Source organism: Rhodococcus sp. Chr-9, assembly GCF_000801125.1.
Lineage (GTDB): Bacteria > Actinomycetota > Actinomycetes > Mycobacteriales > Mycobacteriaceae > Rhodococcus > Rhodococcus pyridinivorans.
The window spans coordinates 39,892-55,362 of sequence record NZ_JTIZ01000008.1 but is presented as its reverse complement, the minus strand read 5'-3'; the positions used below and the strand labels follow the sequence as shown (position 1 = coordinate 55,362).

The following is a 15,471-nucleotide window of genomic DNA, read 5'->3' as shown; positions in this document are numbered from 1 at the left end:
TACTTCCGGGTCGCAGATTCCCCTCGGCCCCCAAGGCCCCTATCCGCACCCGAGCGATCGATCGGTCGGGCGATGTGAAGTGTGATGGGTCACATGGACCGCTGTCAAATTGGACACATCACCGCGAACCGGTGGGCGCCTCTCCGCGGCGAAAGGACCGGCCACGCAGGGTCCGGCACAATCGCTCCGGTGACGACCCTTCGCGACTGGCTGCGGCCCGCATCCCGCAACCCCGAGCCGCCCCTCGACCCCACCGAGCGCCGCGCGCTGTGGATCGAGATCACCATCGTCCTGCTCGTCACCTTCGGCCTGAGCGGGATCTCGTCGATCCTGTCGCTGGCCGAGGCGGCGCTGGCACCAGAACCGCTGTCGGATCAGACCGTCGCCCTCAACACGCCACGCTCGTCGCAGGGGTTCATCGATCTCGCCCGCCAACTCCTCGGCATCGTGCGCCTGCTCGCCTGGGGTGCCCTCGGCCTGTACCTGCTCTGGCGCAGCGGTGTCGGACCGCGACTCGCGGGCCTCGCCCGACCCGGTCTGCGCCGGGACCTGCTGCCCGGCCTGGGGCTGGCCGCCCTGATCGGACTCCCCGGACTGGTGCTGTACCTGGTGGCGCGGGCCGCCGGCCTGAACCTGACGGTCGCGCCGAGCCTGCTCGAGGACTACTGGTGGCGACTGCCCACCGAGGTGCTGTGGGCGATCGCCAACTCCGGGGCGGAGGAGATCCTGGTCGTCGCCTATCTCCTCACCCGCCTGCGGCAGCTCGGCTGGTCGGAGAATTCGTCGTTGCTCGCCTCCGCCCTGCTGCGCGGCAGCTACCACCTCTACCAGGGCGTCGGCGGCGGGTTCGGCAACGTCGTCATGGGCCTGGTCTTCGGGCGCTACTGGCAGCGCACCGGCCGGTTGTGGCCGCTCGTGATCGCCCACGCGCTCATCGACACCATCGCCTTCGTGGGCTACCAAGCACTGAGAGGCCACGTCTCCTGGCTGCCCTGAACGTAGAGTTGTCCGGGTGAACGGCGACCCTCGCGACCCTCGGAACCGGCCGCGGCCTCCGCAGGGACTTCCCCCGCAGGGCCCTCCTGCCCGGCGGGCAGTACCGCCGAACCCGCAGCGCGGGGTGCCACCGCAGCGACGGGGCGCTCCTCCGTCACAGCGACGGGGCGCTCCTCCGTCACAGCGTCGCGGCGGCCCCCCGCCGTCCCCCGAGGGCACCCAGGTGCTCCGGCGCGACGGACGACCGCAGTCACCGCAGGCGTGGTCGCAGGCACCCGCCCCGAACTACCGGCCCGCTCCGCGGCAGGACCGGCAGCAACCGCCCCCGCAGCAACGACGCGACTGGGCACCGACGCAGCGACCCGAACGGATCGCCGACCCCGCCCCGAACCGTCGCCCGCCGCGCGGGAACACACCACCGCCCGCACCCCCGCGACGCCCTGCGGCACCGCCTTCACGACCGGGCCCGCCCTCACGACCGGCACCACGCAGCCCGCTCGGTGCCCGGCGCATCCTGCGGCGACTCGCGATCGTCCTGGTGGTGCTCGTCGTCGCGATGGGCGCGAGCATGGTCTACCTCGACGGCACACTCGCGCGCGTCGATGCGCTCGCCGATTACGACGGCCGGGTCGGCGACACCCCCGGCACGAACTGGCTGCTCGTCGGCTCCGACAGCCGCGTGGGCCTCACCCCCGAGCAGGAACAGGAACTCGCGACCGGCGGGGAGGTCGGCGCCGACCGCACCGACACGGTGCTGCTCGTCCACATCCCGCCCGGTGGGGGCGCCACGACGATGGTCTCGCTGCCCCGCGATTCCTACGTGAGCGTCCCGGGCTTCGGCCAGGACAAGCTCAACGCGTCGTTCGCGTTGGGCGGACCGCAACTGCTCGTGCAGACGGTCGAGGGCGCCACGGGCGTGCACATCGATCACTACGCCGAGATCGGCTTCGGCGGGTTCGCGTCGATCGTCGACGCGGTCGGCGGGGTCGACATCTGCGTGCCCTATCCGATCGACGACCCCCTCGCCGGACTCAGGCTCGAACCGGGATGCCAGGAGCTCAACGGAGCGCAGGCCCTGGGCTTCGTGCGCACCCGCGCCACCCCGCTCGCCGACCTGGACCGGATGAACAACCAGCGCCTGTTCCTGTCGGCGCTGCTGAGCAAGGCCACCAGTCCCGGCACCTTCCTGAACCCCTTCCGGGCATGGTCGCTGATGTCGGGTGCGGCCGGGTCGCTGCGGGTCGACGACGGCGACCACCTGTGGAACCTCGCACGACTCGCGTGGGCGATGCGCGGCGAGACGGTCACCACGACGGTTCCGGTGGGCGGATTCGACGACGTCTACGGCATCGGCAACGTCTTGCTGTGGGATCGTGAGCGCGCCGTGCCGTTCTTCGGAGCCATCTCGGAGGGCGACCCGATCCCGCCGGAACTGCTCGCTCCGGCCCCCTGACGGACGCCGCGAATCGTCGTCGATCTTGGGGAAGGCTGTCCGAATTTTCCGTAGGGTAGCCGATGCTGCGTTGCCCAAGGGTAGCCAAGGCTTGGATGAAAAGCGCGTTGACCTGCACTAACGTCGTGATCATGACGACGATGGGCGACATGACCAAGACCAAGTTCCACACGCTGCTGCACGACCAGATCCGCCACGAGTTCACGGCGTCGCATCAGTACATCGCCATCGCGGTCTTCTACGACAACACCGATCTCCCGCAGCTGGCGAAGCACTTCTACGCGCAGGCCGTCGAGGAGCGCAACCACGCCATGATGATCGTCCAGTACTTCCTGGACCGCGACATGGCCGTCGACCTCACCGGCGTCGACGCGGTGCAGTCGATGTTCGAGGATGCCCGCGAGCCGATCGCGCTGGCCCTCGCCCAGGAGAAGAAGGTCACCGACCAGATCGTCGAGCTCGCCCGCACCGCGCGCGACGAGGGCGACTACCTCGGCGAGCAGTTCATGCAGTGGTTCCTGCAGGAACAGGTCGAGGAGGTTGCGACGATGACGACCCTGTTGACCGTGGCCGACCGTGCCGGTTCCAACCTCTTCAACCTCGAGGACTTCGTGGCCCGCGAGCTCAACTCGAAGGTGCGCGAGCCGCGCGGCAATGCCCCGCTCGCCGCCGGCGGCGCCATCTGATCGTTCCTCCATCCGGGGACAGCCCACCCGGAACGACGAAGGCCACCTCCCGCAGGAGGTGGCCTTCGTGCTGTCGTGAGCGGGTCAGCGCAGGGTGACCTGGCGGCTGCGCAGGCCGTCGCGCGACCGGCGCTCGGCGGCGGTGAGCGGTTCGTCCACGGCGAGGGCCTCGTCGAGGCGCTGCCCGAACTCGATGGTCGGGGTGACCCATTCGTCGGGGTGCTTCTCGCGGTCGAGGTCGAAGACCGGCACCAGCAGACCGTGGGTGCGGAACGAACCAGCGAACCGCGATCCCTCACCGAGGTGCAGACCGCCCGCCGCGTGCACGCGCGACAGCGCCGCCATCAGCGCGTCCTCGTCCTCGGGGCGCACCCAGCGCAGGTGCGCCTTCTCGCCCGGATCGACCCACCACGCGCCGCGGAGACCGTCGCCTTCGAGACGCGCGGACGGCAGCACGGCTTCGTTCGCGTGCTTGACGGTGTGCGCGATCTCGGCGCTCGGTTCGACACCGGCCGGGATCCACCAGTCGAAGTCGTTGTGGACGGTGATCGCCGGCACGGCTGCCGGGTCGATCAGCTCGGCCAACGGCGGGGTGTCGTCGTCGACACTCGCGACCTGCAGCGACGAGCCCGGCTCGGCCGTGTGCGCCCAGTACAGGGCCGCGGCCAGTTCACCCGCCGGGTCCGGGCCGAAGCCGGTGGCGAGCTGCAGGCCGACGTACGCGACCGGCTCACCGTTCTCCTCGCGGACCAGGGCCGCTACCCCGCCGGGGAGGATGGTCGCACCCACGACGCGACGGCCGTCCTCGGCCGCGGGCAGCTCCGCGAGGGCCGACGGCACGAACTCGCGCAGTGCCACGAGATCGCATTCGAAGGCGAGTCCTTCGAAGGGCCGGGACGTCGCGGCGGCCGCTGTTTCCCGCTCGAGTCGGCGCTGCTCGAGCTTCGCGGCGCGGTTGCTGCCGGGCTTGGGTCCGCTGTTTCTCTTGCTCTTCTTGGCCACGGCGTCAAACTACACGGCGACCCGTGTCGCGATGTCGAGGTCGCGGGACCGGGTGGGGGTGCTCACCGATCGAAGGCGGCGTCGAGCTGCAGCTTGGTGCGCCCGGGATGGTTGGTGGCGACCCACTCGACGCCCAGCTCGCGGCACAGTTCGACGTCGGCGGGGTCGTCGACGGTCCAGCAGTAGGTGGCCCGGCCCGACAGCGCAGCCCGGTCGACGAGATCGCGGTGCTCGCGCAGCGTCGCGATCGAGGGACCGACAGCGGTCGCGCCGACGGTGGTCGCGGCACTGCCGCGCAGGTAGCGCGAGGTCTCCCCCAGCAACACGGTGGGCAGCAGCGGCGCGGCCCGGCGGATGCGCCAGACGGCCCCCGCCGCGAACGACATCACCACCACCCGGGAGAAATCGGCCGATGCCGGGGTCGCGAGACCGAAGCGGGCCAGTTCGGCGAGCAGTTTGCTCTCCACGAGACCGCCGTAGCGGACGGGATGCTTGGTCTCGACGAAGACCTTCACCGGGACACTCGTGAAGTCCATGACGAGTTCGAGCAGTTGCCGCAGCGTGAGCAGGTCGGCGGGCTCGCCGGGGCGTCCGTAGTCGTACTGCGCGAGCTCGTCGAGGGTCATCTCGCTGACGACACCTGTGCCGTTCGAGGTGCGGTCGATCGTGCGGTCGTGCACGCACACGAGGTGACCGTCGCGGGTGAGCCGCACGTCGCATTCGACGCCGTCGGCACCTTCCTTCAACGCGAGCTCGTAGGCGCCGATCGTGTGTTCCGGGAGGGCGGCGGACGCACCGCGATGCGCGACGACCCGGGGATGCGCGCTGCGGGTCACGGCGCCACCGCCTCAACGCGCTCCTCGTCGTCCGCTCGTTCTCCGGCCGATTCCGGAGCGTCGTCCTGTTCTTCGCGGGCCTGTTCCTGCTCGCGCACGGCGGCGGGGACGATGGGCGCGATCGGCGACGAGGCCGGACCTGCCGCGTGGGTGAAGCGGCGACGGCGCAGCGGCCGTCCCCACAGGTCGGCGTCGTCGAACAGGCGCAGGACGTGCAGGGTCGACAGCGCGACGACCGTCCCGAGCGCCGCGAGGACGGCGGTGAGCAGGACGCCGTCGGCGCGGGCCTGCAGGGTGTCGCGCTGACGCCACGCGAGCAGCGCCACCATGAGCACACCGTTGACCACCCACAGCACCCACCAGGTGCGGATCGCGCGGAGCAACCGCGGGTCGCGGTCGGCGATCTCGGTGAGGAAGACACCGGGCATCGCGAGGTTGAGGCCCGGAACGACCAGCCCCGCGAGGATGGACAGCGGCGACCGCGACTCGGCGAGACCACGCTCGGCGTAGATGCGCCGGCGCAGGTCGATCAACCGCAATCCGGATGCGACCGCCGCGGCCAGCGCCACGACCGGCCCGACCACCTGGGTCGCCCACACCGCGGCATCCGACAACGCGAGCACGAGCGGGTCGACGAGACGGGTGCGGTTGTACAGCAACACTCCGTACCGGACGGCCTCGGCGACCGCCGCGAGACCGAAGACGACGGCGGTGCCGACGAGCAGCGTCGGCGCGAAGTCGGCGGCGGTCTCGGCGCGATCGGGTTCGACGGCCTCGTCCGGGAGCGGATCGAGCAGTCCCCAGCGGGGCATCTCACGATAGGACGGGGTCTCGGGAGCCGGACACCCGTGCGCAGGCGACGTCGGTTCGGTCGTCGGAGCACCACCCGCGGGTCGCGCGACCCAGCGGAAGTTACGGCGCGACGGAGGAACCGTCCCGTCGGGGGCGACGGGTGAGAGCAGCACACCGCGGCAGGCCGGGCACCACTGCCGCGGCTGATATGTCACCGGCCAGCGATTCTCACAGCGCACACAGATCTGATAGGCCGACATCAATAGATCTTTGCCGGTTCGTCGCGCTCGGAGACGAGCGGGAGTCCGTGCTTCTGCCACGCCACCATGCCGCCCGCGACCTGGAAGGTCTCGTACCCGATGCTGGCCAGGTACTCGACCGCTCCGAGGGAGCGGCCGCCCTGCCTGCAGATCACGTAGATCTCGGCGTCGGGGTCGAGTTCCTCGATGTGGGCGGGCACGTCGGCGAGCGGAATGTGCAGCGCGCCGGGGGCGTGTCCGAGTTCCCATTCGTCGTCCTCGCGGACGTCGAGGAGGACGACCTCGTCGCCGAGTTCGGGTACCAGGTCGACCGACACGGTGGGCACGTCGGAAAAGCTCACGTCTCAATAGTGGCACGCGGCGTGAACGGATGTGGGTGTGGTCGTACCGATACTGTCCGCAGGTGGGGCAGGTGGGTCTTCCACAACACTCCCCATCAACCCATCCGCTGGAGTTATCCACAGTTTCCACAGGTTCATCAACAGGCCTATCCACGCATGGGGAATCACGCTCGAGACATCTCACAGTGGACAAGCACCCGCCGATGGCCCGCGCCGGGTCCGTCGCTGAAATGATCGGGTCATGGAATTACGCATCTTCACCGAACCCCAGCAGGGCGCCACCTACGACGACCTCCTCGCCGTCGCACAGACCGCGGAACGACTCGGCTACGGCGCGTTCTTCCGCTCCGACCACTACCTGGCCATGAACGCCGAGGGCCTGCCCGGACCGACGGACGCATGGATCACGCTGGCCGGTCTCGCCCGCGACACGTCGACGATCCGCCTCGGCACGCTCGTCACCTCGGCGACCTTCCGGTACCCCGGCCCGCTCGCGATCTCCGTCGCGCAGGTCGACGCCATGAGCGGCGGACGCGTCGACTTCGGATTCGGAGCCGGCTGGTTCGAGGAGGAGCACCTCGCCTACGGCATCCCCTTCCCCACGCTGAAGGAGCGGTTCGACCGCTTCGAGGAGTCCCTCGCGGTCATCACCGGCCTGTGGGACACCCCCGAAGGCGAGACGTTCTCGTACGAGGGCGAGCACGTGCGGATCGAGAACTCCCCGGCGCTGCCGAAGCCGTACCAGCGTCCCCACCCACCGATCGTCATGGGCGGCGCAGGCAAGAAGCGCACGCCGGCACTGGCGGCGCGCTACGCCGACGAGTTCAACATGCCGTTCAAGTCGCTGGACGAGACGAAGGTCCTGTTCGAGCGGGTGCGCTCGGCCTGCCGGGATGCCGGACGCGACCCCGAGGAACTGACCTACTCGAACGCACTCGTGCTGTGCTGCGGCCGGGACGAGGACGAGATCGCGCGTCGCGCGGCACGGATCGGCCGTGAGGTCGACGAACTGCGGGAGAACGGACTCGCGGGCACGCCGCAGGAGTTGATCGAAAAGATCCGCACCTTCGCCGAGGCCGGGACGCAGCGCATCTACCTGCAGGTCCTCGATCTCGCCGATCTCGAGCACCTCGAACTGGTGGCGAACGAGGTCATGCCCGCCGTCGCGGATCTCTGACGCGCAGGCGGTGCCTGCAGTCCTAGCCGGGTCAGTGGCTGCTGGTGGAGCCGAGGAACGCTTCGATGTCCCGGCTCCACTCGCGGCTGCGCCGCACCTCGAGACGCCAGTGCGCGAGGGCGAACAGCCCGGCCGCGGCGGCGGCGGAGAACGTCCACAACCACACCCCGAACAGCACGGCGGTGAACTTCGCGGCGGAGGTGGTCAGCGGGGGCTGCGTGTATTCGCCGGTGCTCGCCTCGACCCAGACCTGCACCTCGCTGCCCGCGGTCGCGAGACTGTCCACTTGGACGAGCGCGTGGCGCGTCTCGTCGCCCCAACCCCAGGTCGCGGGGGCCGAGGAGATCTTCACGGTCTCGCCCCATCCGGAGGAGTCGCTCAGGGCATCGGCGTCGAGGACGGCCGTGACGCTGACACGTTCGGCGTTCTGCTTCTCGGAGAGTTCGAGCTGGGAGCTCCACATGGTGGCGGACAGCCACACCGCGACGGGGATCAGGATCGCCATCACGGCGATCATGAGGGTGAAGCAGCGCGCCTCGAGCTTGTCGGTGCGACGCACGAGCGGATCCCGCCTGCGCAGACTTCGCCGTGTGCGCCGCAGATACCCCGCTCTGGTCGTCATGTCGGCAAGCCGTCCCTTTCCCCCTCTGGAATGATCCCTTCTTCCAGAATGCGTCCGCCTTCGGGGAAGTTCAAGGAACGCCAACGCATCTCACACTCGCACTGCGAGCGGAGATGTGGTGCGCGACACCGTCGAACCCTGAGCCCGACGCTCTCTCAGGCGCCGAGGCCCACCGGGCAACTCACGCCGGTGGCGTGGACGGGGCAGTAGCCGTTGGGATTCTTCGCGAGGTACTGCTGGTGGTAGTCCTCCGCGTAGTAGAACTGCGTGAGCGGGGCGATCTCCGTGGTGATCTGCCCGTATCCGGCGTCGGCCAGTCGCTTGCCGAACGCTTCGGCCGTGGCCTCGGCGACCTCGATCTGCGTCTCGTCGTGGGTGTAGATCGCCGAGCGGTACTGGGTGCCGTGGTCGTTGCCCTGCCGCATGCCCTGGGTGGGGTCGTGGTTCTCCCAGAACTGCTGCAGGATGTGTTCGTAGCCGATCACCTTCGGGTCGAAGACGACGAGCACCACCTCGGTGTGCCCGGTCCGGCCGGAACACACCTCCTCGTAGGTGGGGTTGGGGGTGTAGCCGCCGGAATAGCCGACCGCGGTCGAGTAGACGCCGTCGAGCTGCCAGAACTCCTTCTCGGCGCCCCAGAAGCAACCCATGCCGACGACTGCGGCCTGCAGGCCCTCGGGGAAGGGGGGAACGATGCGGTTGCCGTTGACGTAGTGGGTCTCGGGGACGGGCAGCGGTTCGGCGCGACCGGGGAGCGCGTCCTCGCGCGTCACCATCTGCGACTTCGAACCTGCACGGGCGAGGATCTCGTCGAACCAGGACATGACCCGATGCTACGCGCGGGTCGGAGCGACAGTCCGTTCGTCGGAAGCGACCTGCTTCGGCGCGAGCCAGCGGCTCTTGATCCAGTGCGCAGCCGGAACCTCGACGCTGCGGTACAGCACCTCGGCGACGAGACCGCAGCCGATCAGCAGCAGCACGATCGCCGCGGTCGTGCCGACGATGCCCACGGTGTTCTCGTAGATCCGGTACATCACGAGGGTGTGGGTCAGGTAGATGCAGTAGCTGCGAGTCGCGACCCAGGAGACGACGGTCGAGCGCGCGAGGCGCCCGTCGTACCGCGCGACCAGCACGATCGCCGCGAAGACCACCGTCACCGTCCACAGATAGCGGCTGCCCGACCAGTAGACGTTGATGTCCGTGGCCATCACGATCACCGCGATCTGCGCGAACATCGCCGCCAGCAGGGCGCGCAGCGAAATCAGGCCGGCCCAGCCGAAGTACACGATCTGCCCCAGGAACAAGGTCGGCAGCGTCGACGCGATCTTCGACAGGAACGGCACCGTGTACGGCTCGGGCACGTACAGGTTGTAGAGGAGCACCAGCATGCACAGCACGGCGCCGAGCATCGGCACCGCCACCGGCGCCGTCCGCAGCAGCGACCGTCCCGCCACGCACCACAGGTAGAACGAGATCTGTGCGGCGAGCGTCCACACCACGCCGAGCACGATCACCTGTGGTTTCAGGAAGAACGCAGCCAGGAAGAAGGACAGGAACGCCTCGGAGACCGACACCGTGGTGTGGCCGCTGAAGGTGCCGTTGATGCCGAGCCACACGAGCACGACCGCGGCGAGGATCGCCACCCAGAAGGCCGGCAGGAGCCGCGCGGCCCGGGCGATGAGGAACTTCCGGCGGTCCTGCCGGATCGCGGACCGGGTGACGAGCATGCCCGTGAGCATCATGAACGCCGTCACCCCGACGGACGACAGGTGCTGGTTGAGGCCGGCGCCCTTGACGAGTACCTCGTAGGTGAGGTCGATGCCCCACCAGCCCGTCCCGAGGTCGTCGATCAGGTAGAAGGCGATGTGGGAGTAGAGCACGGCCGCGACCGCGACGAACCGGACGACATCGACGCCCGGCAGATCCACACGCGGTGCATCGGCCCCGCGTGTCGGTTCGTTCAGGAAGGGCCGAAACACGCGCCAATGTTAAGGTCCCGTTCACGCAGCCGTTGCCGATGGTCCCGATATCCGACTGTTTGCGCTGGTGAGAGCTATTTTCCGGACGCGTGGGCCGTTCCGGGTGCTCTCCGACACAGTCGCGGTCCGATCGTGTCCGCATTACGGGGAATGTTGCGGACGGTGTAGTTATGGACTTGGGTGGAAACCCGAGAAGGTACGGAATAACTGCACGGGCCGGACGGCCCGGTGAAGAAGGGACCCTTCGTGGCTGAATACACACTTCCGGACTTGCCCTACGACTACGCAGCGCTCGAGCCGCACATCTCGGCGAAGATCATGGAGCTGCACCATTCGAAGCACCACGCCACCTACGTCGCCGGTGCGAACACCGCTCTCGAGAAGCTGGCCGAGGCCCGCGAGAACGGCACCATGGCGGCCCAGGCGACCAAGCTCGAGAAGGACCTCGCCTTCCACCTGGGTGGTCACACCAACCACTCCGTCTTCTGGAACAACCTCTCCCCCGAGGGTGGCGACAAGCCCGAGGGTGAGCTCGCTGCTGCGATCGACGATGCCTTCGGTTCGTTCGATAAGTTCCGCGATCACTTCTCCGCGAACGCGAACTCCATCCAGGGCTCCGGCTGGTCGATCCTCGCGTGGGATTCGATCGGACAGCGTCTGATCATCGTCCAGCTGTACGACCAGCAGGGCAACATCCCGATCGGCCTGACCCCGCTGCTCATGCTCGACATGTGGGAGCACGCCTTCTACCTGCAGTACCAGAACGTCAAGGCCGACTACGTCAAGGCCTTCTGGAACATCGTCAACTGGGCGGACGTGCAGGCTCGCTTCGAGCGCGCTCGCACCGCCACCTCGGGCCTGATCGTCTAGTACGGATCGGTCATACAGGTCGCGAGACCGACAGCGAGGGCGCCGGGACACCGGCGCCCTTCGTCGTCTCCGGGCCTGGTCTTTCCTATCCGCTACAGGAATCGCTATCCGCCGCAGCAATTGCCGAGGCGGATAGCAAGAGGTGTAGCGGCAGTGCTGGCACTCGACACCTCTTGTGTGCCAACGAAGAAAACGGGCATTCTCCCCTTACCGACCGAGAGGGAGGAGTGGGATGAACGCCGAGGAACACAGCCGCATCGAGCTGTCCGCATTCCAGTCCGCCGGGTCGCTTCGAGGTTTCGTCGTCTCGGGCAGATGGCCCGCGACCACCCGCGAATGGGCCCAGGTGCTGGCGATGACGGTGCGGATCGCGTCGCTGCCGGGACTGCTGCCCACCTCGACGGTGTTCGGGGTCAAAGAAGAACTGCCCGACGACCCCGAGCCCGGAACCGTGGGCCTCGTGGTCGCCGAAGGTCCGGTGCTCGGCGAGCGTGCCGTGCAGCCCGGACGGTTCGCCGAGCATCAGCCGCCGGCACTGATCATGCTGCATCCGCCGTCGGAGACGACGCCGTCACTGCCGGAGAACGCCGGCGCCGCCTCGGGCTGCGTGCTGCTCCCCGGGATCCCACATCTCGGGCTCGAGCATCGCGCCGCGTGGGTCGAGGCCGAACCGGACGGCACGGTGACGGCACTGGTCAGCAAGGTGGGAGTGGATCCGGGCAACGACCCCGACACCGCGATTCTGGCCATGCTGCTCGCTTCGTGAGGGCGCCCTGAAAACGAGAGTTCGGTTCTCCTAAAGTTAGCATTGCCTTTACAGAATTCGGTTCGCCGGGCTAACGTTGTCGTCGGCGAAGGGGAGTAGCCCCCAATCGCAGGGTCGACATACTGGCGGCGCCCGACAACGGCACTGCCCGGCCCCGCGGACCGGATCATCCTCCGGTGGGCGAGACCTTCGGCCGCTGGTCGCACCGTGCGTCCGGCGTCCGGAGGAAGCCCCGTTTCCTCCATACGAAAGGAGGAAACGCATATGTGGTCCGCGCTCGTCCTGTCCTTCGCAGTCGTCTTCGTCGCTGAACTCGGCGACAAATCCCAGCTCATGGCGATGACCTTCGCCCTGCGGTATCGCTGGTGGGTCGTCCTGTCGGGGATCCTGTTCGCGACCACCGCGGTGCACCTCGTGTCAGTGGCTGTCGGGCACTATCTGGGTGTCGCGATCCCCGCGACCGCCATCTCCATCGTCGGCGGCATCGCCTTCCTGATCTTCGGCGCGTGGACGCTGCGCGGCGACTCCCTCGACGACGACGAGCAGTCCAAGGCCGGACGCGTCGCGCGCTCCGCCTTCCTCGCCGTGACCTCGGCGTTCTTCCTCGCCGAACTCGGCGACAAGACGATGCTCGCGACCATCACGCTCGCGACCGACAACAACTGGGCCGGGGTGTGGATCGGGTCCACCGTCGGCATGGTCGCCGCCGACGCGCTGGCCATCGTCATCGGTGCCGTGTTCGGCCGGCATCTTCCCGACAACGCCATTCGCTACGGTGCTTCCGCCCTGTTCTTCGGCTTCGGCGCGTGGATGCTCGGCGACGGCCTGTTCCCGGCGACCGGCGTCGTCGGACCGATCGCCGGCGCGGTGGCCCTGCTGCTGTCCGTCGCCGCGATGGTGGTCGTCCGCCGGCGCGCCCGCCGTGTCACGGAGGACGAGGCCCCGGCGCTCATGCGTCCCTGATCATCGTTCCGAACAGTGTCTTTCCACTCTGCACAGGAGTATGCTTGCCGATAGGCAAATAAATTCGGAGGTGGTTCCATGTCTGAACTCACGGACAGCACCCCTCGATCCGAAACTCCTCCGTTCGACGCGGAAGACGTCCATCGTCTGCGTATCGCGATCGGACGGATCTCCCGCCGCATGGGCATGTTCGCCTCGGAGGAAGGGCTGACGCGTTCGCAGTCGACCCTCCTCACAACCGTCGCCCGCCACGAGACGATCGGAGTCCGCGACCTCGCGGAGATCGAAGGGCTCAACCCCACCATGTGTTCGCGCATGGTAAGCAAACTCGAAGACGCCGGGTTGCTCACCCGGTCCCCCGACACCGACGACAAGCGTGTCGTCCGCGTCCACATCACTCCCGCCGGTGCCGCACTCTCGGCGGAACTGCGCGACCGCCGCACCGCCCTGTTCGCCCGTCACCTCACCGAACTGAGCGACCGGCACCTCGAAGCTCTGCACGACGCACTGCCCGCCCTCGAGGCACTCTCGCAGCGCGTCGCCGATTCACCGCGCCCCTCCGCCGGGAGGGGTCGCCCGTGACAATGCTCGCCGACATCAGAGGACAGACCTTCGCCGCCCTGCGCGGCCCCAACTTCCGCCTCTACATCAGCGGCCAGGCCGTCTCGCTCATCGGCACGTGGATGCAGACGGTCGCGCAGTCGTGGCTCGTCCTGCAGCTCACCGGCTCCGCGACCGCCATCGGCATCGTGCTCGCACTGCAGACCGTGCCGATGCTGCTGCTCGGCCCCTACGGCGGCGTGGTCGCCGACCGCTCCGACAAACGCCGGCTCATGATCGGGTTGCAGACCCTCATGGGTGTGCAGGCCCTGATCCTGGGGCTGCTCGTCGTCACCGACACGATCGCCCTGTGGCACGTCTACGTCCTGGCGGTCGCGCTCGGCCTCAACCAGTGCTTCGAGAACCCCGCCCGACAGTCGTTCATGCTCGAACTGGTCGGTCCGGAGGATCTGCGGAACGCCGTGAGCCTGCAGTCGGTCCTCGCCTCGTGCTCCCGCATGATCGGCCCGGCCGTCGCCGGCCTGGTCATCGCCGCGGGCGGACTCGGCGTGTGCTTCCTGCTCAACGCCGCGAGCTTCGTTGCCGTCGTCACCTCCTTGCTGCAACTCGACGTCTCCCGGCTCCAGCGCTCCCCCGCCGCCGCCCGCGCGAAGGGACAGCTGCGTGAGGGTTTCGCCTACGTCCGCAGCACGCCCGACCTGGCCGTCCCGCTGTCGATGATGGCGCTCGTCGGATGTCTGGCCTTCGAGTTCCAGGTGGTTCTGCCGGTCTTGGCCGACCACACCTTCGCTGCCGGTGCCGGGGCCTACGGCTTCCTCACCGCCGCGATGGGCGCCGGATCGGTGGTGGGGGGCCTCGCCGTCGCCACCTGGGGTCGCACCGGAACCCGGCCGCTGATCCTCACCTCCCTCGCGTTCGGCATCGCCATGGCGGTCGCCGCCGCGGCCCCGAACCTGACCACGCTCATCGTGCTCATGGTGATCGTGGGCGCACTGAGCGTGACGTTCACGTCCACCACCAACAGTTCGCTGCAACTCGCCTCCGCGCCGACGATGCGCGGACGGGTGATGGCCCTGTGGTCGGTCGCCTTCCTCGGCTCCACGGCCATCGGCGGTCCCATCGCCGGATGGGTCTGCGAGCAGTGGGGTGGCCGGGCCGGATTGCTGCTCGGTGCCGTCGCGTGTCTCGTCGCCGCGGCGATGGGAGTCGTCGCACTGCGCCGCCGGACCGCGACCCCCGCGGAACCCGCGGCCGTGACCGGTTAGGGTTCGTGACGAACGACACTCACACGCCGTAGGGCTCTGTGAGAGAACCCGACGGAGTCGGACTCGGTGCCAACGAGCCCGAACCCGTCGGGTTCACGCAGCCCTCGGCTCGGGACAGGAGATACGAACAGTGGAGATTCAGGGATCCGCCGCACTGGTGACCGGCGCCGCATCCGGTCTCGGCGCCGCAACCGCACGCCGTCTCGCCGACGCCGGAGCCACCGTCTTCGGCCTCGACCTGCAGCAGTCCATCGACCGCGTCGGCGATGCCGCACCCGCGGGTGTCACGCTCCTCGCCACCGACGTGACCAGCGGCGACGAGGTGCAGGCCGCCGTCGACCGCATCGTCGAGTCGGGTGTTCCGCTGCGCATCGTCGTCAACTGCGCCGGTGTCGGCTGGGCCGGCCGCATCCTGTCGAAGAACGGCCCGCACGACCTCGAGCTGTTCCGCACGGTCATCACCGTCAACCTGCTCGGCACCTTCAACGTCATGCGCCTCGCGGCCGACGCGATCTCCAAGACCGAGACGGTCGACGAGTCGGGTCAGCGCGGCGTCGTCATCAACACCGCCTCGGTGGCGGCGTTCGAGGGCCAGATCGGTCAGATCGCGTACTCCGCGTCGAAGGGTGGCGTGCACGGCATGACCGTCCCCGCCGCACGCGACCTCGCGCAGTTCGGCATCCGCGTCAACACCATCGCCCCCGGCATCGTGGACACCCCGATGCTCGCCGGTGTCACCGAGGAGTACCGCAAGGGCCTCGAGGCCGGTGTGCCGTTCCCGTCGCGGCTCGCCCAGCCCGCCGAGTACGCGCAGCTCGCGCAGATGATCGTCGAGCACGACTACCTCAACGGTGAGACCATCCGCATGGACGGCGCGCTGCGCATGGCGCCGCGGTAACCCT

Annotated in this window: 17 protein-coding genes; 10 read left to right on the top strand and 7 right to left on the bottom strand. The window is 68.7% G+C overall.

Going from position 1 to position 15,471, the window contains the following annotated elements:
- The first annotated feature begins 189 nt into the window (after nucleotides 1-189).
- The 3 genes from QR64_RS01090 to QR64_RS01080 all read left to right on the top strand — a co-directional run bounded on the left by QR64_RS01090 (nucleotide 190) and on the right by QR64_RS01080 (nucleotide 3,135).
- On the top strand, nucleotides 190-996 hold the full coding sequence (locus tag QR64_RS01090; protein WP_006553406.1) for a CPBP family intramembrane glutamic endopeptidase: 807 nt from the start codon (nucleotides 190-192) through the stop codon (nucleotides 994-996).
- A 223-nt stretch (nucleotides 997-1,219) separates the two neighbouring features.
- Nucleotides 1,220-2,449, top strand: a complete 1,230-nt coding sequence (locus QR64_RS01085) for an LCP family protein (RefSeq protein ID WP_235366952.1) — start codon at nucleotides 1,220-1,222, stop codon at nucleotides 2,447-2,449.
- A gap of 140 nt (nucleotides 2,450-2,589) precedes the next feature.
- On the top strand, nucleotides 2,590-3,135 hold the full coding sequence (locus QR64_RS01080) for a ferritin (protein WP_229568520.1): 546 nt from the start codon (nucleotides 2,590-2,592) through the stop codon (nucleotides 3,133-3,135).
- 84 nt (nucleotides 3,136-3,219) lie between these two features.
- Here the strand turns inward: QR64_RS01080 and QR64_RS01075 are convergent, their stop codons facing one another.
- From QR64_RS01075 to QR64_RS01060, 4 genes are all read right to left on the bottom strand, one after another.
- Complete coding sequence (locus QR64_RS01075) at nucleotides 3,220-4,137, bottom strand: DUF5926 family protein (protein WP_006553403.1); 918 nt, start codon at nucleotides 4,135-4,137, stop codon at nucleotides 3,220-3,222.
- A 62-nt stretch (nucleotides 4,138-4,199) separates the two neighbouring features.
- Nucleotides 4,200-4,973, bottom strand: coding sequence for a glycerophosphodiester phosphodiesterase (locus QR64_RS01070; protein ID WP_016694581.1), 774 nt, complete (start codon nucleotides 4,971-4,973; stop codon nucleotides 4,200-4,202).
- Complete coding sequence (locus tag QR64_RS01065) at nucleotides 4,970-6,025, bottom strand: DUF4328 domain-containing protein (RefSeq protein ID WP_039583632.1); 1,056 nt, start codon at nucleotides 6,023-6,025, stop codon at nucleotides 4,970-4,972. The genes QR64_RS01070 and QR64_RS01065 overlap by 4 nt, the downstream gene beginning before the upstream one ends.
- Complete coding sequence (locus tag QR64_RS01060) at nucleotides 6,025-6,351, bottom strand: rhodanese-like domain-containing protein (RefSeq protein ID WP_039583631.1); 327 nt, start codon at nucleotides 6,349-6,351, stop codon at nucleotides 6,025-6,027. The genes QR64_RS01065 and QR64_RS01060 overlap by 1 nt, the downstream gene beginning before the upstream one ends.
- 256 nt (nucleotides 6,352-6,607) lie before the next feature.
- Here QR64_RS01060 and QR64_RS01055 point away from each other — a divergent pair, with 256 nt between their 5' ends.
- On the top strand, nucleotides 6,608-7,543 hold the full coding sequence (locus tag QR64_RS01055; RefSeq protein ID WP_039583630.1) for an LLM class F420-dependent oxidoreductase: 936 nt from the start codon (nucleotides 6,608-6,610) through the stop codon (nucleotides 7,541-7,543).
- 31 nt (nucleotides 7,544-7,574) lie between these two features.
- Here QR64_RS01055 and QR64_RS01050 read toward each other — a convergent pair whose 3' ends face one another.
- From QR64_RS01050 to QR64_RS01040, 3 genes are all read right to left on the bottom strand, one after another.
- Nucleotides 7,575-8,165 carry a hypothetical protein gene (locus QR64_RS01050; protein WP_235366950.1) on the bottom strand — a complete coding sequence of 197 codons (591 nt, stop codon included), beginning with the start codon at nucleotides 8,163-8,165 and terminating at the stop codon, nucleotides 7,575-7,577.
- Between the two features lie 155 nt (nucleotides 8,166-8,320).
- Nucleotides 8,321-8,989: a peptide-methionine (S)-S-oxide reductase MsrA gene (gene msrA, locus QR64_RS01045; protein ID WP_006553397.1), complete on the bottom strand. Its 669-nt coding sequence runs from the start codon at nucleotides 8,987-8,989 to the stop codon at nucleotides 8,321-8,323.
- 9 nt (nucleotides 8,990-8,998) lie between these two features.
- Complete coding sequence (locus QR64_RS01040) at nucleotides 8,999-10,093, bottom strand: acyltransferase family protein (RefSeq protein WP_033097862.1); 1,095 nt, start codon at nucleotides 10,091-10,093, stop codon at nucleotides 8,999-9,001.
- Nucleotides 10,094-10,390: 297 nt separating this feature from the next.
- Between QR64_RS01040 and QR64_RS01035 the strand changes: the two genes are divergently transcribed.
- From QR64_RS01035 to QR64_RS01010, 6 genes are all read left to right on the top strand, one after another.
- Nucleotides 10,391-11,014 carry a superoxide dismutase gene (locus QR64_RS01035; RefSeq protein ID WP_006553395.1) on the top strand — a complete coding sequence of 208 codons (624 nt, stop codon included), beginning with the start codon at nucleotides 10,391-10,393 and terminating at the stop codon, nucleotides 11,012-11,014.
- A gap of 232 nt (nucleotides 11,015-11,246) precedes the next feature.
- On the top strand, nucleotides 11,247-11,780 hold the full coding sequence (locus QR64_RS01030; RefSeq protein ID WP_024102643.1) for a hypothetical protein: 534 nt from the start codon (nucleotides 11,247-11,249) through the stop codon (nucleotides 11,778-11,780).
- 264 nt (nucleotides 11,781-12,044) lie between these two features.
- Nucleotides 12,045-12,743, top strand: a complete 699-nt coding sequence (locus tag QR64_RS01025) for a TMEM165/GDT1 family protein (protein ID WP_006553393.1) — start codon at nucleotides 12,045-12,047, stop codon at nucleotides 12,741-12,743.
- Nucleotides 12,744-12,821: 78 nt separating this feature from the next.
- A complete protein-coding gene (locus QR64_RS01020; protein ID WP_200886442.1) occupies nucleotides 12,822-13,325 on the top strand; it encodes a MarR family winged helix-turn-helix transcriptional regulator in 504 nt (167 codons plus the stop codon).
- Nucleotides 13,322-14,569 (top strand): MFS transporter, encoded by a 1,248-nt coding sequence (locus QR64_RS01015; RefSeq protein WP_200886441.1) that lies wholly within the window; start codon nucleotides 13,322-13,324, stop codon nucleotides 14,567-14,569. The genes QR64_RS01020 and QR64_RS01015 overlap by 4 nt, the downstream gene beginning before the upstream one ends.
- Before the next feature lie 130 nt (nucleotides 14,570-14,699).
- Nucleotides 14,700-15,467, top strand: coding sequence for an SDR family NAD(P)-dependent oxidoreductase (locus QR64_RS01010; protein ID WP_006553390.1), 768 nt, complete (start codon nucleotides 14,700-14,702; stop codon nucleotides 15,465-15,467).
- The last annotated feature ends 4 nt before the right edge of the window (nucleotides 15,468-15,471 follow it).

What these genes read in the sequence shown, in the direction of transcription:
- QR64_RS01080 (WP_229568520.1), top strand. Translation starts at nt 2,590, where the DNA reads ATGGGCGACATGACCAAGACCAAGTTCCACACGCTGCTGCACGACCAG.
- QR64_RS01065 (WP_039583632.1), bottom strand. Translation starts at nt 6,025, where the DNA reads ATGTCGGCCTATCAGATCTGTGTGCGCTGTGAGAATCGCTGGCCGGTG.
- QR64_RS01055 (WP_039583630.1), top strand. Translation starts at nt 6,608, where the DNA reads ATGGAATTACGCATCTTCACCGAACCCCAGCAGGGCGCCACCTACGAC.
- QR64_RS01050 (WP_235366950.1), bottom strand. Translation starts at nt 8,165, where the DNA reads ATGACGACCAGAGCGGGGTATCTGCGGCGCACACGGCGAAGTCTGCGC.
- msrA (WP_006553397.1), bottom strand. Translation starts at nt 8,989, where the DNA reads ATGTCCTGGTTCGACGAGATCCTCGCCCGTGCAGGTTCGAAGTCGCAG.
- QR64_RS01030 (WP_024102643.1), top strand. Translation starts at nt 11,247, where the DNA reads ATGAACGCCGAGGAACACAGCCGCATCGAGCTGTCCGCATTCCAGTCC.
- QR64_RS01025 (WP_006553393.1), top strand. Translation starts at nt 12,045, where the DNA reads ATGTGGTCCGCGCTCGTCCTGTCCTTCGCAGTCGTCTTCGTCGCTGAA.
- QR64_RS01020 (WP_200886442.1), top strand. Translation starts at nt 12,822, where the DNA reads ATGTCTGAACTCACGGACAGCACCCCTCGATCCGAAACTCCTCCGTTC.